A 20,604-nucleotide genomic window follows, 5' to 3' on the forward strand; every position below is an offset into this window, starting at 1 on the left:
TCAATTCATTAAAATACCCTTAGGATTAAAATCTACTAGTTCATAATTTAATTCTAAGAACGAAATAGTATCTAATAATAAATCTGAATATGTTTTTTGACTATATGGCTGAAAACAATTTAATTCCCATTGGTGTAATGATAAGATAAAAGGATAACCTTTAGTAGAACATTCATTAGCTATAGAATTTAATTTGTTCTGATTTAATATTGTTGTTAAAGGAACTGAATTAAAACATTTTGAATACTTTGTCTCATAATATGGTTTTTGTAAATCAATTTTTTTGAGCATTAAATTTAATATCCTCTGAATTAAAATCCTATAACCTTTTGATGATCTTCTAGAGTGCCTAAAGATTCCGGGATAGTTGAATAATGTGTAATCCCTTTTAAAAAGCAATTCTGCACAATCAGAGGAGATTGTATTACTAGGTGGAATAAATATCTTAATAGGATTACTAAAAGTTTCTTTAAAAAATTTTTCAGCTTCATCTAAGTTCTTACTTAATTTGACTATTGCATTTCTTAGTCTTAACTCTGGTATTAAATTATTATTTTCAATAATAAAATTATGTTCATAGCCATGAACAGCTGGGAAAAAATTATTCCTTTTATCTAATTCATGTAGCAGATCGCAAATTTCAAAATTATCTTTGATATTATAATTTAAACCTGTATACCAATATTGCAAAGGAATATTTAAACTTGGACAACCTTTTTGGTTTAGGATAATTCCAGATATCAATGTAAAATTTTTTACAAACTTTTCACAAAATAAATTATATTCATTTGCCTTAGTAAAATAACTAACATCATCATCTCGTATAGCAAAAGATAATTTTTCTTTCATAAAGACTAAAATCTAAATATGTAAAATAAATTGAAATGGATACATTCATATATTATCAAAACTTTTATATTTATAAATAATAAAAAATTATTAATACTATAATATTAATTAATTATTATTTTTAATTTAAAAGTATTGATTAGAGTAATCATTATTACTATATATTTATGTCTATTTGCTTTAAGCACAATTGGTGTATATGAAAGTAAAGGGATACTAGCGTTTGAAATATTCCGCGATAAAAGTTTTGTATTTTTATTAATAAGTTTTTTATTTTGCTTATTTATTTTTTTTAAATATAAACATTATAAGAATAAATTTTTGATATCTATTCTTGCTTTAGGATTTATTGGAGCATTAATAAATTTTATAAATTCTTTGTTTTTAGAGAATACTCCTTTTTATTTTTCAATTGTTTCTATACTTAGTTTTTCTATAGGTTTAAAATATTCTACTAACGAAAAAGTAACTGATTCTATTCATAATTCCTTTCTTTTTTTTGGTTTAATAAATTTTCTAACAGCCATTTCTCAAATTTTAGTTGGACTATTTAAATTTAATCCCGATTTATTGATATACGGGGTTGGGCTTGGCCCAGGAGATGCTCCATGGGCTTATTTAAGTAGACCAACAGGGCTATTTTCTAATCCTTTTTCATTAGGAGTTTTAGGGGCTATTTTGATAGCGATACCCAAAAAAGAAAATTTTCTAATCTTTAGAATTGTGGGTTTTTCTTTGGTTTTATTGAGTTTATCAAGGGCTTATCTTGGATTAACTTTTTGCCATTTACTTTTCTGGGTACTTAAGAAAAGTTTTGATTCAGTAATGAAAAAAAGCTCGTCCCTTCTGATAGGAATATCTATTTTGACTTTTCAAATTTTACTACTAAGAACATATTTAGAGAATTCACCATCAGATTCTTTCACTTATAAATATAAAGCTATTCCATCATTAATTGGAGTATTTATTAATAACCCTCTATCAATATTATTTGGTTTTAGTAAATCAAATGAAAATGAATTTTTTTCTTATTTAGATACCAATACCTTATTCATTAGTGACTCATATGAAAGTTGGTTTCTAAGATTAATAATATTTGGTGGAATTTTTCTGGCTCTTATTTATATTTATCCTTTAATAAGAGTTTTTCTATTGTCTATTAAAAATACCGAACTTCTTTTCTCAACTTCATCGTTAATAATTACATCGCTAGCATCATTTGTAAGTAATGGAGGCTTTGGAGGACTTATATCTTGGATTTATTTCTATTTAATTGCAAATATTTATGTAATTGGCAATATTAAAAAAATTCGAGCATCTCGATAATATATTTACAAAATTATCTAATAAAGTAAAATTAATTAAAAGCTGTAAGTGAAATAATATGTGTGGTATTGGACTAGTAAAATTTTATAAACAAAAACCATCAACTGAATTGCTAAGTGAATGCGAAAATATAATTTCTTCCGAGCAGTTTAATAGGGGTCCCAATAATAGTAGTTTCTGGATAAGTGAAGATAATATGACAATGATTTGTCACCAAAGATTATCAATTTTAGATATAAGTGAGAATTCAAATCAACCATTTGAGAATAAAGATTATATTGGAAGTTTTAATGGGGAAATTTATAATTATCCTGAACTATCTAAAAAAAATAATTTAGAATTCAAATCCGACACACTTTATTTAAAACATAATATTAATAAAAAAAATATTAGCTATCTTTTTTCAAAATTTGATGGACCTTTTGCAATTATTTTGTATGAAAAATCAACAAAAAAGATTACTATTGCAAGGGATCCTTTTGGTGAAAAACCTCTTTTTTATTTTAAAGATAAAGAATTTTTTATCGTTGCCAGTAAAGTAAGAACCATAGTAAAAATATTGTATAAACTAGAATGTAATTTTTCTTTAAATAAAAAAAATATAATAAATATCCTAAAATATGGATACGATCAAAATAAAAATACACCTATAAAAAAAATATTATCTTTAGATAAAGGAGAATTAGCAGCTGATAATAATAGGAATGAAAATTTAATTAAAAAACATTTTAATAAAGCAAATAATAAGGCTTTAATAAAAGAAAATTCTGATCAAATTACATTATTATTCAGGAAATTTTTTGAATCATCAATAATAGAAAAACTTAGATCTGACGTACCATTGGGTATATTTCTTTCAGGTGGACTAGACTCTTCATTAGTTGCTGCAGCAGCTAGAAAGTTTTATTCAAATAAAATTGAGAGTTACACTATTGATTTTGAAAATAATAAAGAATCACATTTTAAAAGAGCACAAGTCATATCTGATAAACTTGGAATAAGTAGCCATAAAATAATTTTCACTCCAGAAAAAGCTTTAAATGCAATAAAATCATTACCTTATGCCTTAACTAGTCCAGCGATAGATCCTTCGGAAATACCATTATTAGTACTATCAGAATTTGCATCTAGTAAGACACCAGTTTGTTTGTCTGGAGATGGAGCTGATGAATTATTTAATGGTTACATAAGATATCAGAGATTTCAAATTATAGAATTTTTAAGAAACGCAAAATTTAAAAATTTTATTCCTATCTTTAAATTTTTTAAACCCAAAAGCAAATTATCAAGGTATTTTAATAGTATTAATTCTATGTCTGCAGGTCAAAGTTATCTAAATATGTTTTATCAATGGTACGATAAAAATCCTTTGATAGAAGATAAAGAACAAAAAACAAGCAAAAGTGATTTTTATAAAGATGATCCATGTTTAATGGATCAAGATCTATATTTACCAGAGATTATTTTAAGAAAATCCGATAGTTGCACTATGCAATATAGCGTAGAATCTAGACTACCATTTATATCAAAAAATTTAATTAATCTTTCATATACTATTAGAAAAAATTACCCAAAATTAAAAAAGAAGGATATTTTTCTTCCTTTAATAGAATATTATCTTGGCAAAGATATTTTTTATCAATACATGTCTTTGCCAAAGTATGGTTTAACGGTACCTTTAGAAATGATATTTAATGATCCTTCTATTCAAAATTATTTCAATAATTATTTTAACTACGATGTAATTTCAAAATTTAATTTCCTCAATCATAATTTGATACTTAAAATATGGCATGACATAAAAATAAAAAAAGATAATTCTAATCTTTATGGAATGTGGGCATTATTTACATTCATTCAATGGCAAACAAACTTAGATAAATAAAATGTGTGGTTTTTTTTGTTCTAATAATTTTAATTTATCAAACAAGTTATTAGATAAAGGCTTAAATTCTCTTAGAGAAAGGGGTCCAAATGAAAAGAATATTATTATCCAGGATAATATTTATTTTGGGCATACTCGATTAAGTATTAGAGATTTAAATAAAGTAAATGCTCAACAACCCTATAAAGAAAAAAATACAAACTTTGTGATCGTTTATAATGGAGAACTTTGGAATACAGAATATTTAACAAATTATCTTTCTTGCAAAAACAAAAACTTAACTGAGGTTGAGTTAATTATTAGACTATATAAGTTATTGGGCACGGACTCTTTTAAATTACTTGAAGGAATGTTTGCCTTTACTTTATATGATCCATATAAAAAATGTTTACATATTGTGAGAGACTTTTTTGGTAAAAAACCAATTTACTACTATACAAATAATGAATATTTCTACACTGCCTCTCTTACATCAACTCTATTTTCACTTAATATCCCTAAAATAATTAAGGATAATTTATTGCAAGATATTGTAGTATCTAGGCATATCTATGATGGAATATATAAAGATATTTTTGAATTAAGACCAGGAAGTTTTGGTACTTATTCATTAATTAACAGATCAATAAAAATTCAAAATTATTTCAAACAAACTGATCTAATTTCTTGCAAGGATTATGAAATGAGATCAAATTCTTCAAAAGAAGAAATAAAAGAAGAGTTATCAGAATTAATTAATAATGCTATTCATAAAAGAAAATGTGAAGAAGTAAAAAGTGGAATAATTTTATCTGGAGGAATTGATTCTTCAATAATTTCATATTATGGAAAAAAAAATAACTTTAATTCATTCCTTCATTTAGATAGCGTAGATAATTCTGAATTAAAAGATGCGCAAAATATCGCTAAAAAACTATCTGTAAAATTAAGTCATGATTATATTGACAAAGATAAGTTTTTTAAATTTTTAAAAAAAACAATTCAATCATGGGAATACCCACTAGTTCATAGTAATGGAGTTGGTATCTATCTTCTTGCAAAAATGGCAAAGGAAAATGGTATCAAAGTATTAATTGGAGGAGAAGGAGCAGATGAATTATTTGGTGGTTATTATTTTTATAAATCAGCATATTTATTATCAAAGTTACCTTTATTTAATAACAAATTAAATAATAAAATTTCTAAATTTTTAGATTTTTCTAAATTCAATATTCCCTTTAATTCAAATTCAATATCAAATAATTTTTCAAAAAAGCTAAATAATTATATGAATTGCTTATCTATCTTTAATGAATTTTTACCTTTTAATGAAGCTAAAGTTCAATCATTAATGCTAAGTGACTTGAATGATTATTTACAGCCACTTTTATCAAGAGCAGATCGACTGATGATGGCAAATGGTGTAGAACTAAGAATGCCATATCTAGATTTAGATTTAGCATCATTTGCTATAAATCTTCCTTTAAAGCATAAAATAAATTTAGTGAATAATAAAATAATACTTAAAGAAAAGTTCAAAAAAATATATCCAGATATAAAAATCAAAAAAAAGACTGGTTTTTCAATTGATTATTACAAAGAATGGTTTAGAGATTATTCAAATGAAGCATTTGAAATTGTTAATTCAAAATTCGATTGCAAATTTCTACTAGATTATTATAAGAACGAAGGAAGATATGACATTATTCTTAGAATCGCATCTTTAGCTTATTTAGTATGAAAAAAATAGTTTTTTTAATTACTAGGTCAGATACGATTGGAGGGGCACAAATTCATATTAAAGATATTTGTATTTCTTTAAAAAAAGACAAGCATATTCCTTATGTAATTATTGGAGATTCAAATGGGTGTTATCTTGAACAATTAAAAAACTCGGGTATAAATGTGATTATTTGCAAAAATATTAAGAGAAACTTTAATATCTTAAATGATTTGAAAGCAATAATATTTTTTATACAAACAGTCAAAAGATTAAGACCAAATATAATATCCTCTCATTCCTTTAAAGCAGGCTTAATATTAAAAGTCTCCACTTTTTTCATAAGAAAAGTTCCCACAATATTTACAGCACATGGATGGTCTTTTAATGATGGAATACCATTCTATAAAAGATTTATATCCCTTCAAATAGAAAAGATTCTTTGCAACAGAGTTTCGAAAGTGATCACAGTTTGTAATTCAGATTATAAATTGGCTTTAGAAAAAAAAGTTGTTAAGGAAAAAAAATTAGTAAATATATATAACGGGATGCCTCTTGGGAAATATAAAGTAAAAAATTTTAAACCTCATAAAACGATTAGATTCATATCTGTAGCGAGATTTGAATATCAAAAAGACCATAAAACACTTATAGAGAGTTTTAGCCTAACCGATAAAAAAAATTGGGAACTCTTTTTAATTGGTGACGGTCCAAATCGTAAATTCATTGAACAATTAGTAGTCAAAAAAGGTTTAAAAAATAAAGTTAAATTTCTAGGTTCAAAAAATAATGTAGAAAAATATTTAAACAAATGTGATGTATTTATACTCTGTTCATTATGGGAAGGTTTTCCAAGGAGTATTCTTGAAGCAATGAGATCATCAATGCCTATTATTGCTACTGATGTAGGAGGATGTTCAGAGAGTGTAATTAACTCTTATAACGGATTTTTAATTAATCCAAAAGAAGTTTATATATTAAAAAATTATATTGATAAATTTATGGATGAATTCTCTTTAATAAAAAAGTTTGGTACAAGAAGTTTCAAGATTTTCGAATCAAAATTTACATTTCAGAAAATGTACAATAAAACTTTAAAAATTTATAAAAAAATAGAAAGTTAAAAATCATAATATGAAAATTATTATTACTGGTGGGAATGGTTTTATTGGGAAAAATCTCATTAAATATTTAAAATTTTATAAATATGAAATTTATAGTCTTTCAATTGACTTTAATAAAGAAAATTCCAAAAAAGCAATTGAGAAAATATTTAAAGAATTCAATCCAAATTATGTTATTCATTTAGCAGGATTAGCCCATAATAAAGATCGTGATTTATTAAAAACACCAAATAAAATCAAAAATATCAATACGAAATATCCAGTTTTTTTAGCTAATATTTGTAAATATAGTAATGTTAAAAAATTTGTATATATCAGTACTATAGGAGTTCATGGAGAAGGATCAAAAAATAAATTAGTTAATGAGAATACAGAATACCAACCTTATAACTTATATACAATTTCAAAGATGAATGCAGAAAAAAATATAATTAAAAATTTAGAAAATAGTAAAACCAAATATACTGTTTTGAGACCTTCTTTAGTCATAGGTAAAAATGCGCCTGGGAATATAGCATCTATAAAAAAATTAATTAAATTTAGAATACCTTTACCAATTAATGGATTTAATAATAAAAGAAATATTATTTACGTTAATGACTTATGCAATTTAATCCATAGATGTTTAATTAATAAAAAAGCTAATAATCAAATTTTTGTTGCTTCAGGATCAAAACCCTTGACAATATTAGAGACTTTCCAAGAGGTTGCAAAAATTGAGAATCTTAAACTAAAAAGTTTTTTAATACCAAAAGAATTAATTTTCATTTTTTTTTATTTAATTGGTAAAAAAAATATTATCAATAAATTTTCATTAAATTTATTGATAGATTCATCAAAAGCAAAAGACCTTTTAGATTGGAATTCTCAAATATAGAATTTGATAGTTTAAATTAAAATACAGGAGTTAATATTAATACCTTGTAGATTTATTTTCAATAGCAATAATTCGATATCATTTTTTTTAATTAATCCCAAACTAGTTATTATGATTAAATCATTTAATTGTTTTTTAGAATCTAATATATTAGGACTGGAAATAATGTCTTTATTTATTTTATTATTTAACCTTTCTGAAAAACTACTCAATTTTTGATTATCCAAATCGCCCAAAAATAAAAAAGAAATTTTTTCATTTTCATGTTTTTCATATAAATTATTTACTAAAAATTGAATACTTGTCTCTTCATTGTTTTTTATTAGATCGGATAAATTTATTATATTAGATATTGGTAAAAGTTCATTTAATTCACTTTGATCGAAAATTATACTTCCTTTCTTTTCCTTTAAATAAGAAATTAATAATCCAATTAATAAACCTAAAAAACTACCTAAAAAAACAATTCTTTTTTTAATTGGTTCTACAGGATTAGGAAATAAAGTAGGTTCTGTAATTAAATTCCATGGCTCCTTTATTTTCTGCTTCTCTAACTCTAAAACTCTTAACTGACTTTGTAAGGTTTCATAAACCTTAACATCTCTATTAGCATTTCTGATCAGACTTTGATATTTAACAAGGATTTCTTGGGGTCTTTTTGCAGCTGCAACGATTGTTTGATTTTTAATTTTGAGAGCTCCAAAATAGCGTGGAACTTCTATTCTTAGATTTTTAATCAAATTAGACTTTATTTTTTTCAATCTAGTAATTTGAAAATCATTTTCTTTATAAACGTTTCTCAAACTTTCTAACTCTGAATCAATATAATTAAAATCATTTTTTTTAAGGGGATATACTATTTTGACAAACGCATAGAAATCATTATCATTTTCTAATAATTGAAGTTTTTCTATAATTTCATCATATCTTCTAATAGATGATGCAGCACTTACACGAGAGGCTCCAAATTCAGTTGGTTTAAAAGGAGAATCAAGATTCTCTTCCCCTAGGTTCAAACTATTTTGACCAGCAAAATCTATGTTTTTGCCAATACTCGATGGACTTAAAAGATCATTATTAATAGCAAAATTTTCAGCTTTACTTAGAGAATCCTCGCTAATAAATTTATACTTTTTAATTTGATCTTTTAGATATATAACTCCATTATTTAAATCATTAATTCTATCTTTACCTGAATATTTTTGATAAGAATTGCTAATCTTTTGCAAAACTGGTAAGATTAAATCTTTGTCTGAATCTCGATAAACTAAATTCAAAACACTAGTTCCTTTAATTAATTCCACTTTCACACTACTTTTAAGCCAATCAGCATATCTCCATCTTTCTAATTGTTGCCCCTTTGAAATCTTGCTTTCTTTTACAAAATTAAAATTTTCAAATAAAACAGATGGACTTTTAAGTATTTGAACTTCAGTATTAAGTTTCTTATCTTCATTCGCTCCTAAAAGATTCAATATTGTGGGATCTACTTCTAAAAGTTTCGAGACAGTCGATGAACTAGTATCTCTCAATAAGATCTGAAATTCACCTTGCCATATCTTTTGAGCTAAAAAAGAATAAATCGTGCTTAAAAAAGCAGAAAATGCTAATATTTTTAATAATAAGTATCTATTCCTTGATAAAAACTTGAAATAGCTTTGCAGTACATCTAGCTCATTATCATTATCACTAGGAAGAGATTGTTTAAGCATAAATGATTTATATTTTAATCTTCAAATTAACATATTTATAGTTCAATAAAAGTCAATATTTTAATAAGTAAATTAATTTATACTTTAAGTTTATTACTATAAATTGCTGATAAATTGGCCTTAATTTAATATTAGTCTTTAGATTACAATCCAAAGAGTAATTAATAATCTAAGATTAGAAGTTCCACGCTATTTTGGAGCTCTCAAAATTAAAAATCAAACAATCTTTGCAGCTGCAAAAAGACCCCAAGAAATCCTTGTTAAATATCAAAGTTTGATTAGAAATGCCTCGAGTTTACTAAAGATAAAAGATAAATTTTAATCCTTAAAATATAATTTTTAAAGTAAATTATTATGTATAATTATTTATAAGAGTTTTTGTAATATGAAATTTATACAATTTTTAATAACTTTAGTACCTACATATATTTTTTTTGTAGGAAACTTATCTTTAAATGCTTATGCTTCTCAAGAAGAATTTTCAGAAAATTTTCCTACAATAGAATATCTCAAAACAAAATCAAATGAAGACTACATTTTAGGAACTGGAGATGTCATTGAGATTAAGTTCTCCAAAGAAGCTCCTGAATTAAATAAATTAGTTTCGATAGATATAAATGGCACGATTTTTTTAGAGAGAATTAATAGAATTTATATTTCCGGATTATCTATCTCAGAACTTACAAGCCTATTAAACAAAAAATATGCAGACTTTCTTATTGATCCAAATGTAGAAATATTAGTAAAAAAATATAGACCAATTAAGGTATTTGTTAATGGAGAGGTAGAGAGTCCTGGAATTTATATGTTAAGTGGTTTTAATGGATTAGTTAAACCAACTATTAACGAGTTTGGGAATATAAATAATGATCCAAATTTTAAAAATCCTTATAAAATTAATTCAAGTTTATCAGAAACATCAACTTACTTATCACCCACATTATTTGATGCTATTCAACAAGCTGGGGGGATAAGTCTTTACTCTGACATAACAAAAATTCAAATCACTAGGATCGACACCATAAGTAATGGAAAAGGTAAAAAAATAGCTATTATTAATTTTCTTGAGATGCTTAGAGATGGAAACCAAGCAGTAAATATTCCTCTTTACGATGGAGATACGATTTATATACCTAAATCTAAAAATAAGGCCTCAATTGAATTAATGAAGGCTATCAATACTAATATAAATCCAAAATATATTAGAGTTTTTGTAAGTGGCAGAGTAAAAAATTCTGGTTTAATAGCTGCCCCAAATAATTCCACATTAAATGATGCATTAAAATTAGCTGGAGGTTCATTTTTGAAGGGGAAAATTCAATTCTCTAGATTAATGCAAGGCGGCGGAATTGATCAAAGAAAATTTAATGCTAGGAATGGAAGCATTCCAGGTTCTTATAAAAATCCTTATTTAAAAAATGGAGATATAATTTATGTTGGCAAAGGTGGATTTAATATTGCTTCTGAAATTATCAAGGAAATAACTGAACCATTTATAGGGATAAATGCAACTAAAAATGTTTTAGATAGTTGGTAAACCCAAAATTACAATGATCAAAGAAAAAAGTTTAAAGCATCTAGCATTTATTCCAGCTAGGGGAGGTTCAAAGGGGGTACCAGGTAAGAATATGAGGCTTATTGATGGCAAGCCATTACTTTACTTAAGTTTAGAATGGGCAGTTTCAACAAATGGATTTTCTAATATATTTGTATCAACAGATTGTCCAATCACTTTGGAATATGCTCTAAAACGTGGAGCACTTAATAGCAGAATAAGACCAGCTACAAAAAATTTTGATTTACAAACTGCTGATGAATTATTAAAACAATGCCAACTTAGTGGCGATTTAAAACTAGAAAACTATGATTATCTTTGGTACCTACAGCCAACTTCACCTCTTAGAAAAAAAATAATGTATAAAAAGATTTTATCATTAATAAAAAAATTTAAACAACCTAATTCGCTTATTAGTGTTACTTCTGTACCAAAAGAGTATAATTCAGAATGGCAATTTTCATTGGATAATAAGGGTCTCTTAACTTTAGAAAATTCCTCTATAATTACAAGAAGACAAGATTTACCTAAAAGATGCATAAGAGATGGACGTTTTTATATAGTCAAAACAGATCACGTTTTGCAAGGAGGAAAATTAGTTAGTGATAAATCAATCCCTATTTTTCTGGATGAGTTTAAACATGTTAATGTTGACTCAATAGAAGATTGGATTGAAGCTAAAGAATTATGTGCGGAATATTATTTTTAAACTCAAGTCAAAACCTTAATTCTCCTGAAAAAAGTAAATTCAAAAGATCCATTAAGCTTTTAGATCATAGGGGACCAGATAATAATGATATTTTTTTTACAGAAAAATTTGCTTTAGGTCATACTAGATTAAGTATTATTGATTTATCAAATAAATCAAATCAACCATTTTTCAGTAAAAATGATAAAAAATATTTTGCAATAAATGGAGAGATTATTAATTATAAAATTCTAGCGAATAAATATAATTATAACGATGAAGATTATGGTTCTGACTCTGATTTAGTTTTCAAACTATTCACAAAGTATGGATTTAAAAATATAATTAATGAATTAGAAGGAATGTTTGCAGGAATTTTTATTGATTGTAATAAAAATGAAAGTTATATTTTTAGAGATAGATTTGGGATAAAACCTCTTTACTATATTAATTCAAAAAATAGGTTTTTAGCATCTAGTGAAATAAATTCACTTTTACCTTTTTTAGATAAGGTCGAAATTTTTAAACCAGTTGTAAAAGATTTCATATTAGATGGAAATATAGATCATTCTTCAAATACATTCTTTAATAACATACACCAATTAAGAAGTGGATCATATATTAAATTAGAACTAAATAGCCAAAAAATAAATATAAATAAATGGTATGAGCCAGGATTTTCTTGCCCAGCTTCCAAATTAAGTTTTGATGATGCAACTGAAAATTTAGAAATTATTCTTAAAGAAATACTGGAGCAAAATTATATTTCTGATGTACCTTTAGCTATTAATTTATCTGAAGGAATAGATTCTACCTTATTGTCATTTTTATCAGAATTAACAAATCAAAATCCATATGCATATTCTATGAAATATGGATTAGAAGAATTAGACGAATACTATAAATTACAGTCAATAAATTTTAATAGAGAATTTATAGAATATGATTATTTATCATTTTTAGAACATGCTAAAGATGTAATAAGACATCAAGGACAACCTTTCACAGGAATGTTTACAGTTGCATATTCAATTTTATATCAAACGTCTAAAGCTGCTGGATATAAAGTCCATCTAGATGGGAACGGGATAGATGAAATATTCCTAGGATATGATAAATATCTAAGAAAAAATTCGAAAACTTTTAACAAATCTTTGTCCGGAGAAATATATCAAAATTACGATTTCTATAATAAAGATCTTATTAACTCGCCTAATTCACTGACCATTAAAAACATAATATCAAATTTGCCTTCGGGAATTAGTGAAAAGAGGAAGGCAGCTTTTATTGATTTGTTTTATTTAAAAATTCCCCGAGTACTTAGATTTAATGATTGTGTATCTATGCAGCATTCTTGTGAATTAAGGGTCCCTTTTTTAGATCATAGATTACTTGATTTTTCAAATACTTTACCAACTGATTATTTAATAAGTGATACTAAAGGTATGGGTAAATTAATAATAAGAAATATCCTTAAAAAACATTTTGGGGAAAAGTTTTCTTTTTCTAAAAAAAGATACATCCAAACTAATCAAACGAATTTATTATTAAAAGAAATGAATAATTTATTAAGGAATACACTTTTAAGTGATAGATTCTTTTCAAGAAATATTGTGGATCCCTATAAATTTAAAACCCATATAAATAGGCTTAATGAAAAAAATTTAAAAAATTCATATTATTTATGGAGATTACTTTCATACGAATGGTGGTGTCAGCAATTCATCGATTAATATTAATCTTTAAAAAAGAGTTATAATAAACCTTAAGTAACTTATAAAGTTTAAATTAAATTTAAGCAGCCATGTGTGGTTTTCTTACTGCTATATCAACTAAGGAAATAGATGAAAATAAATTTAATGAAATCTCTCTATTATCAAAACATATTGAACATAGAGGTCCTGATGATTTTTTTTACTATAGAGATTCTATTTTTGTTTCTTTTTTCTATAGATTAGCTATTAGAGATTTCTCAACGAAGAGCAGACAACCTATAGAATCAAAAAATTGTAGGTATATACTTTGTTTTAATGGGGAAATTTATAATACAGAAAAAGAATTTAAGAATTCAGATACACTTTATGTATTAAAAATATTAGAAAAAAAAGGTATCAATGGATTAAATGAACTTAGGGGGATGTTTAGTATCTGTATTTATGATAAAAAGACTAAACTTATACACTTAATAAGGGATCACTTAGGAATAAAGCCTTTATTTTTTGTTTCTTCAGAAAAAACAATTGGAAGCAAATATGAAAATTTTTTCTTTATTTGCTCTGAACAAAAACCTTTAATCAATTTACCTTTTAAAAAATCAATAGATGAATATCAAGCCATAAGATATTTAAAAATGGGAGTAAGTTTTGATCAAAAAGATACTTTTTTTGAGCATATTAAACAAATTGAACCTGGAACTATTTTTACAATAAACTTAGAAAATTTAAATTACAGTAGTGTAAAACTAAATAAAAATCTAATTAATTTGGATTTAAAATCAAATTTTAAATTCAAATCAAAACACCATAGTAAATTTTTAAAAAATATTATAAAAGAACATATAATTTCGGATTCTCCAGTTTGTTCGACAATATCTGGAGGGATAGATTCTACTTATGTTTCTACCGCAATAGCTAATGTTCAAGAACAAGAATGTGATGCTTTTACTATCAAATCAAATATTTTTGAATCAGAAATAAAAAATGACTCGGATTTATATAGAGTAAAAAATTTAAAAATAAATACAATAAATTGTGAATTAGAAAATCTTTCCAAGAATATAAATAATATGGTAGACAACTTATCTTCTCCTTTTGCCTCTGCAAGTTGGATTTTTCAAGATCAACTTTTTAACAAAATATCACGTAAATATAACTATAAAGTTCTTTTAGTTGGCGAAGGTGCTGACGAAATTTATTCTGGCTATAAGAGGTTAGTTTACCCATATTTATTTTGCCTTGAAATAGAAAATAAATTAAATGAATTTGAGGAAATAAAATCAAAATTTTCAGAATTTTTAAATTTACCAATAGAAAATATAAATAAAAATTATTTATTATTCAAAAATAATCTTTTAAAGGAAACGGACTATGAAGATCAAAACTATGAATACTTTTTTAAAAGCAAATTAAGGGTCCCCATGGAAAGATATTATCCAGGTATTAAGAGTAAAGAATGTATGAAAAATATAAATCCCGAAACTTTTTATAAATCACATTTATTAAATTACATTAAAAGATCTGATGTCCCATCATCATTATATATTTTAGATATTATTTCAATGAAATACGGTATAGAGCTTAGGGTCCCATTTTTAGATATAAGTTTGCTGGAAAAAGTATTAGAATTTTCTTATAAAGAGCACTTTAAGAATGGATATAATAAAAATATTTTAAGAGAGGTTTCTTATTTAACTCCAAAAAGTATCCTTGAAAATAAGGTCAAGAAGCAAAGGCCTTGTTCAACTTCGAAAATAATGTATGATCATTTAGCCAAAGAGTTTGAAGAATTACTTAATTCAGAAAATCCGTTATTAGAAAATAAAAAAATCTTAGATTCATTTTTATTATCTAAAGCTAAAAGAGAAGAAGAATCTTCTTCAATATGGTTTAGGATATATACTTATTTAGTTTTTTATAATAAGTTTTTTTCAAAATAATTTTTATTTATATAATCCTAGTAATTTCCCAAAAATTTTTTAAATACTTCTTTATAAATATTCCTTCAGAAATAAGTAAGAAATTGATAATCCTTTGGTATTATGAATGTTATATTTTAAACTTTAACAAATTAAAATATGATAAATGGATGAAATTTTTGATAAAAAAGAAGATTTTTTTGAGAGAAATCATATTGGTTTTCCAAAAAAGGTAATAAGATGTAAATCCTGTTTATTAACCAATCAAAAGATGGTTAATAGTGATCAATATTTAGATAATAAAAATACTAAGAAAGAAACCATTAAGTTCTATGATGGTATATGTTCTGCGTGCTTAGTAAATAAATTAAAAAAGAAAATTGATTATAAAGAAAGAGAAAAACAATTAAAAGAAATACTCTCTAAATACAGATCTAAAAACGGTGATTATGATGTATTAATCCCAGGAAGTGGTGGTAAAGATAGCTTCTATGCAAGCCATATACTTAAATACAAATATGGGATGAATCCTCTAACAGTTACATGGCGACCACATATTTATACTGAATGGGGGCAGCATAACTTCGAATCCTGGATTAACACTGGAGTTACTAATATCTTATACAGTCCTAATCCCCATATTCACAGATTGCTGTCGAGATTAGCACTGGAAAACCTTTTTCATCCATTTCAAACCTTTGGTTTGGGTCAACAAAATTTGCCAGCAAAAATAGCAAAAAAATTTAATATTAAACTTATATTTTATGGTGAAGACTCTGCTGAATATGGTAGCGATGCAAAAAACTATTTTTCTTATAAAGGATTGGGAGCTTCAAATGTGAAAGAGGCAATAGATGAGATAGATGAATCAAAGATCTTTCTTGGTGGAATAACAATCGAAGAATTAAGAGAAAGATTTGATTTAAAGATTAACCAATTAGATCCATATTTGCCAATTCTTTCTGAAGAGCTAGAAGACTCGAAAATAATTATTTGCAAATTGGGGTATTTTTTAAAATGGCGTCCCCAAAGTAATTATTATTATGCTTCAGAGAATTCAGATTTCATTCCAGCTCCAGAAAGGACCCAAGGAACTTATACTAAATTTAACAGTATTGATGATAAGCTTGACGACTTATTCTATTGGACAGGATTTATTAAATCAGGTTTAGGAAGAACGACTTTTGATGCTTCTCAGGATATATGGAATAATGAAATTTCTAGAAATGAGGGCCTTTCACTAATTTCTAAATATGAAGGAGAATACCCTGATAGGTTTGAAAAAGAAGTTTTTAAATATCTTTCTATGAATATGGAATCAATTAAGGGTTTAGACTATTTCAAACAAAAAGATTTAAACAGAAATTATCTTTTCAATTTAGCTGACAATTTTAGACAAGCTCATATATGGAATAAAAATTCTATAGGTGAATGGCAAATTTCTTATTCCGATAATAATGAAAATAATTTTGAAGTAAGTGATTGGGGATAGTTGTGTCCAAAAGAAATAAAAGAATTATTGGGAAGATAGAAGTAAAAGGAAATTCGGTAATAAAAGGAATTCAATATGAAGGTAATAGAGTTGTGGGGACAGCTAGTCATGTATTAGAGAAATTTGCATCTTTTGATCTTGATGAGATTTTTATTGAAGATACCATTGCAAGCTATTTTGGGATGAAAAGTGATATGACATTTATAAAAGAATTTAAAGGTTTTTTACCACCATTAACAATTGGAGGGGGGATTAAAACAATAAAAGATGCCGAAAATATGTTTAATTTAGGGGCGGACAAGATTTCAATCAATACTCATTTATTTTCAAATCTAGATTTCTTAGCCGAATTAATTTCAATTTTTGGAGCTCAAGCAATAACAGTAAATATCCAACTAATTAAAAAAAAAGATAGATTAGAACTTCTAACTTGTTATGGAAGAGAAGTTATGAAAGATATAAATTTTATAGACTGGTTTGATGAAGTTACTAAGTACAAACCAGGAGAAATTATTATTAATAATGTTACAAGAGATGGTACTTTAAAAGGTATAGATTTTGATATAATAGAAAAAATAAAGATTAATAAATATTCGAGAATTCTTTACAGTGGAGGGGTAATTTTAGAACAATTAAATGATAAATTAACTTCAAAGATTAATAACATTGATGGTTTTATTATATCTAAATCTTTCCACAAATTTAATACAAAAAATTTAAATTATCAAAGTAAAAATAAAATCATCAAATTAGATAATTTTATTCCTGAAAAAGATAGTGTTCCTAGAACAAATATATCTATCATTAACGTTGGTATTGGAAATATAGGAAGACTTAAGGACTGTCTTGCAAAACTTAACTGTAATGTTTCAATACTAAATTATACTTCTGATATTCCTAGCAATTCAATACTTTGTCTTCCTGGGGTAGGTAATTTCAACCAAGTTATGAACAATTTTGTTGAGATAGGCTTAGAAAAAAAATTGAAGAGGTATCTAGATGATAATAGACCTCTTCTCGCAATATGTATTGGTATGCAAGTATTATTTGAATCGAGTGAAGAGGTAAATGAAAATCCTAAACATAGGAATTCTTTAGGTTTCTCAAAAAACAATTCTAGAAAAACTGTAGAAGGGCTAAAAATATTTGAAGGTAAAATTACTAAATTACCAGAAGGTAAAGAACCAATACCAAACATAGGTTATAAAAATACATTAAGTAAAGACAATTTAGAGAATTATTATTACTACATACACTCATATGGATTAAGAGTTGATGACGTAGAAAATAAAGAAAATATTGATCAAACATCTACTTTCAATAATATTAAATTTGTAGCCTCTTATCAAACCAGAAATATAAGTGCATTTCAATACCATCCTGAGGTTTCAGGACCTAAAGGTATACTAAAATTACAAAAAACTCTAGAAAAACTAAAGAATATAATTTAATTATTTATTTTAAAAAGATTTTATTAATTATGAGCATAAATTCATCAAAATTTAACCCAAATTGCATTAATCTCTGCAATAAAAAAATAGGCACTAGTTATCCATGTTTTATAATTGCTGAAGTTGCACAAGCGCATGAAGGTTCTTTAGGATTAGCTCATTCTTTTATTGATGCCGCAGCTGATTCTGGTGCAGATGCAATAAAATTTCAAACACACTTATCTAAATATGAATCAACTTTAGATGAAAAATTTAGATACCAGTTTTCTAATCAAGATAAAACAAGGTATGAATATTGGCAGAGGATGGAATTTAATGAAGATCAATGGAAAGAACTTTTTAATCACGCCAATTCAAGAAACATAGCTTTTTTAAGCTCCCCCTTCTCTGAAGAGGCAGTAGATCTTTTATACAAAATAGGAGTAAGAGACTGGAAAATTGGATCTGGTGAGTTTCTAAGTAATTCAATAATAAATTTCATTGCGAAAAAAAAAGGCACTATTCTATTGAGTACTGGAATGAGTTCTTGGGATGAGATAGATAAAATAACCACCAAAGTTAATGATCTTTCACTTTCAGCTGTTCTAATGCAATGTAATTCCAAATACCCTACACCACTTGAAAAAGTAGGATTAAACATAATTGATGAAATGAAAAATAAATTTAATTTAAATATTGGGTTTTCAGATCATAGTGGTAAGATTTCTTCTTCGATAGCAGCTATTACTAAAGGTATAAGTGTTTTAGAGGTTCATGTTACTTTTGATAAGAAGATGTTTGGTCCTGATGCATCTTCTTCTATAACTTTTGAGCAATTAAAAAAACTTGTACAATTCAGGAATGAGTTTGAGATAATGATAAGAAATCCAGTTGATAAAGATAAAGAATCCAAATCTCTAAAAGATATGAGAATTATGTTTAATAAAAGTATTGCATTAAAATATCCTCTAAAAAAAGATGTAATATTGAAAAGAGAAGATTTAACCTTCAAGAAGCCTGGTGGAGGAATATCACCAGATAAAATTAATGAAGTCTTAGGAATGAAATTAAAAAATGATATGCCTGAAACGAGACTTCTCCAATGGACTCACCTAAAAGAATCTTGACCAAAAAAAAAATTTGCGTAGTTGTATTCAGTAGAGCAAATTATGCAAGAATAAAGTCTCTACTTAAATCTATTAATAATAATGAGGGCCTAGAACTACAACTAGTGGTAGGAGCATCTGCTCTTTTATATAGATTTGGGAACCCTATTGATTTGATAAGAAGTGATGGATTTGAACCTGCAGAAGTTCTTTACAACATCATCGAGGGAGATAAGCCTATTACGATGGCCAAGTCAGCAGGATTAGGAATAATTGAACTTGCTACCATATTTGAGAAATTAAATCCTGATATAGTTTTAACGGTTGCTGATAGATTTGAAACGCTATCTACTGCAGTAGCAGCTAGTTATATGAATATACCTTTAGCACATACTCAAGGAGGGGAAGTGACTGGTTCTATAGATGAATCAGTTAGACATGCAATAACAAAATTATCTCATTTACATTTTCCTGCAACAAAACGTAGTAGAGAATATATCTTGAGAATGGGGGAGGATCCAAATTTTGTTCATCAAGTAGGATGCCCTTCGATTGATTTATTAGTTGAGAATGACTTGAGACTTGAATCTGATACGCTTTCAAAATATTCAGGAGTTGGAAGCGAGATTGATCTCTCAAAGAATTATCTCGTAGTTCTTCAACATCCTGTAACTACAGAATATGGATTAGGCAGTGGACAAATTGAAGAAACATTGAAGGCAGTTAAAAAACTTGGAGAAGAAGGATTACAAATTATATGGTTATGGCCAAATATCGATGCAGGAGCAGATGATATATCAAAAGGGATTAGATCTTTTAGAGAAACTGAGAACCCAAAATATATAAAATTTTATAAAAATTTTTCTCCAATTGATTACGCTAAGTTAATTAATAACAGCAAATGTCTCATCGGGAATTCCTCATCTGGGATAAGGGAAGCTGCTTATTTAGGTTTAGGATCAGTAAATATAGGCAACCGCCAACAAGATAGAGAACGTGGAGATAATGTTATAGATTGTAATCATATTGCAAATGATATTTATAAAGCGGCAAAGTACCAAATTAATAAAGGTAGATATAATTCTTCTGATATTTTTGGTATTGGAAATTCTGGTAAAAAGATTGCAGAAATATTACTAAAAACTGAAATAAATATCAAAAAAAGGTTAAATTATCTTGATGAATAAAATTTTAAATTTTTATACCTAGATTATTTATTTTTTCTTC

The 20,604-nt window shown here is 26.0% G+C and carries 15 protein-coding genes; 13 read left to right on the plus strand and 2 right to left on the minus strand.

All coding sequences use genetic code 11. The features are described from left to right. Nucleotides 1-849, minus strand: coding sequence for a hypothetical protein (locus HA143_RS07075; protein ID WP_209085098.1), 849 nt, complete (start codon nucleotides 847-849; stop codon nucleotides 1-3). A gap of 321 nt (nucleotides 850-1,170) precedes the next feature. Here HA143_RS07075 and HA143_RS07080 point away from each other — a divergent pair, with 321 nt between their 5' ends. Genes HA143_RS07080 through HA143_RS07100 form a run of 5 tightly spaced genes read left to right on the plus strand, consistent with a single transcriptional unit; the run spans nucleotide 1,171 to nucleotide 7,760 of the window. Next, nucleotides 1,171-2,175, plus strand: a complete 1,005-nt coding sequence (locus HA143_RS07080; protein WP_209085101.1) for a hypothetical protein — start codon at nucleotides 1,171-1,173, stop codon at nucleotides 2,173-2,175. A 58-nt stretch (nucleotides 2,176-2,233) separates the two neighbouring features. Then, nucleotides 2,234-4,060 carry an asparagine synthase (glutamine-hydrolyzing) gene (asnB, locus tag HA143_RS07085; protein WP_209085103.1) on the plus strand — a complete coding sequence of 609 codons (1,827 nt, stop codon included), beginning with the start codon at nucleotides 2,234-2,236 and terminating at the stop codon, nucleotides 4,058-4,060. A 1-nt stretch (nucleotide 4,061) separates the two neighbouring features. Next, the gene (asnB, locus tag HA143_RS07090) at nucleotides 4,062-5,780 is read left to right on the plus strand and encodes an asparagine synthase (glutamine-hydrolyzing) (protein ID WP_209085105.1); all 1,719 of its coding nucleotides are present in this window, start codon (nucleotides 4,062-4,064) and stop codon (nucleotides 5,778-5,780) included. After that, on the plus strand, nucleotides 5,777-6,883 hold the full coding sequence (locus HA143_RS07095; protein ID WP_209085107.1) for a glycosyltransferase family 4 protein: 1,107 nt from the start codon (nucleotides 5,777-5,779) through the stop codon (nucleotides 6,881-6,883). Before asnB (HA143_RS07090) ends, HA143_RS07095 begins: the two co-directional genes overlap by 4 nt. 10 nt (nucleotides 6,884-6,893) lie before the next feature. Beyond that, nucleotides 6,894-7,760, plus strand: coding sequence for an NAD-dependent epimerase/dehydratase family protein (locus HA143_RS07100; RefSeq protein ID WP_209085110.1), 867 nt, complete (start codon nucleotides 6,894-6,896; stop codon nucleotides 7,758-7,760). A gap of 11 nt (nucleotides 7,761-7,771) precedes the next feature. Here the strand turns inward: HA143_RS07100 and HA143_RS07105 are convergent, their stop codons facing one another. Next, nucleotides 7,772-9,472: a Wzz/FepE/Etk N-terminal domain-containing protein gene (locus tag HA143_RS07105; protein ID WP_209085111.1), complete on the minus strand. Its 1,701-nt coding sequence runs from the start codon at nucleotides 9,470-9,472 to the stop codon at nucleotides 7,772-7,774. Between the two features lie 385 nt (nucleotides 9,473-9,857). On the opposite strand from HA143_RS07105, the gene HA143_RS07110 reads away from it, so the two are divergent. The 8 genes from HA143_RS07110 (at nucleotide 9,858) to neuC (ending at nucleotide 20,564) form a co-directional block, all read left to right on the plus strand. Beyond that, entirely contained in the window at nucleotides 9,858-11,009 is a 1,152-nt protein-coding gene (locus HA143_RS07110) for a polysaccharide biosynthesis/export family protein (RefSeq protein ID WP_209085114.1), read from the plus strand. A 13-nt stretch (nucleotides 11,010-11,022) separates the two neighbouring features. After that, nucleotides 11,023-11,736: a cytidylyltransferase domain-containing protein gene (locus HA143_RS07115; protein WP_209085116.1), complete on the plus strand. Its 714-nt coding sequence runs from the start codon at nucleotides 11,023-11,025 to the stop codon at nucleotides 11,734-11,736. Further along, nucleotides 11,715-13,448, plus strand: coding sequence for an asparagine synthase (glutamine-hydrolyzing) (gene asnB / locus HA143_RS07120; RefSeq protein ID WP_209085117.1), 1,734 nt, complete (start codon nucleotides 11,715-11,717; stop codon nucleotides 13,446-13,448). Before HA143_RS07115 ends, asnB (HA143_RS07120) begins: the two co-directional genes overlap by 22 nt. Before the next feature lie 71 nt (nucleotides 13,449-13,519). Next, the gene (locus HA143_RS07125; RefSeq protein WP_209085119.1) at nucleotides 13,520-15,370 is read left to right on the plus strand and encodes an asparagine synthetase B family protein; all 1,851 of its coding nucleotides are present in this window, start codon (nucleotides 13,520-13,522) and stop codon (nucleotides 15,368-15,370) included. Between the two features lie 145 nt (nucleotides 15,371-15,515). Beyond that, a complete protein-coding gene (locus HA143_RS07130) occupies nucleotides 15,516-16,841 on the plus strand; it encodes an N-acetyl sugar amidotransferase (RefSeq protein WP_209085120.1) in 1,326 nt (441 codons plus the stop codon). Nucleotides 16,842-16,843: 2 nt separating this feature from the next. Then, entirely contained in the window at nucleotides 16,844-18,292 is a 1,449-nt protein-coding gene (hisH, locus tag HA143_RS07135) for an imidazole glycerol phosphate synthase subunit HisH (protein WP_209085121.1), read from the plus strand. A 29-nt stretch (nucleotides 18,293-18,321) separates the two neighbouring features. Further along, nucleotides 18,322-19,398 carry an N-acetylneuraminate synthase family protein gene (locus HA143_RS07140; RefSeq protein ID WP_209085122.1) on the plus strand — a complete coding sequence of 359 codons (1,077 nt, stop codon included), beginning with the start codon at nucleotides 18,322-18,324 and terminating at the stop codon, nucleotides 19,396-19,398. After that, entirely contained in the window at nucleotides 19,395-20,564 is a 1,170-nt protein-coding gene (gene neuC, locus HA143_RS07145; protein WP_209085139.1) for a UDP-N-acetylglucosamine 2-epimerase, read from the plus strand. The genes HA143_RS07140 and neuC overlap by 4 nt, the downstream gene beginning before the upstream one ends. The last annotated feature ends 40 nt before the right edge of the window (nucleotides 20,565-20,604 follow it).

Source organism: Prochlorococcus marinus CUG1415, from assembly GCF_017696015.1.
Lineage (GTDB): Bacteria > Cyanobacteriota > Cyanobacteriia > PCC-6307 > Cyanobiaceae > Prochlorococcus_A > Prochlorococcus_A marinus_AE.

Coding starts and splice junctions, on each gene's coding strand:
- HA143_RS07075 (WP_209085098.1), bottom strand. CDS start 849: ATGAAAGAAAAATTATCTTTTGCTATACGAGATGATGATGTTAGTTAT.
- asnB (WP_209085103.1), top strand. CDS start 2,234: ATGTGTGGTATTGGACTAGTAAAATTTTATAAACAAAAACCATCAACT.
- asnB (WP_209085105.1), top strand. CDS start 4,062: ATGTGTGGTTTTTTTTGTTCTAATAATTTTAATTTATCAAACAAGTTA.
- HA143_RS07095 (WP_209085107.1), top strand. CDS start 5,777: ATGAAAAAAATAGTTTTTTTAATTACTAGGTCAGATACGATTGGAGGG.
- HA143_RS07100 (WP_209085110.1), top strand. CDS start 6,894: ATGAAAATTATTATTACTGGTGGGAATGGTTTTATTGGGAAAAATCTC.
- HA143_RS07105 (WP_209085111.1), bottom strand. CDS start 9,472: ATGCTTAAACAATCTCTTCCTAGTGATAATGATAATGAGCTAGATGTA.
- HA143_RS07110 (WP_209085114.1), top strand. CDS start 9,858: ATGAAATTTATACAATTTTTAATAACTTTAGTACCTACATATATTTTT.
- HA143_RS07115 (WP_209085116.1), top strand. CDS start 11,023: ATGATCAAAGAAAAAAGTTTAAAGCATCTAGCATTTATTCCAGCTAGG.
- asnB (WP_209085117.1), top strand. CDS start 11,715: ATGTGCGGAATATTATTTTTAAACTCAAGTCAAAACCTTAATTCTCCT.
- HA143_RS07125 (WP_209085119.1), top strand. CDS start 13,520: ATGTGTGGTTTTCTTACTGCTATATCAACTAAGGAAATAGATGAAAAT.
- HA143_RS07130 (WP_209085120.1), top strand. CDS start 15,516: ATGGATGAAATTTTTGATAAAAAAGAAGATTTTTTTGAGAGAAATCAT.
- HA143_RS07140 (WP_209085122.1), top strand. CDS start 18,322: ATGAGCATAAATTCATCAAAATTTAACCCAAATTGCATTAATCTCTGC.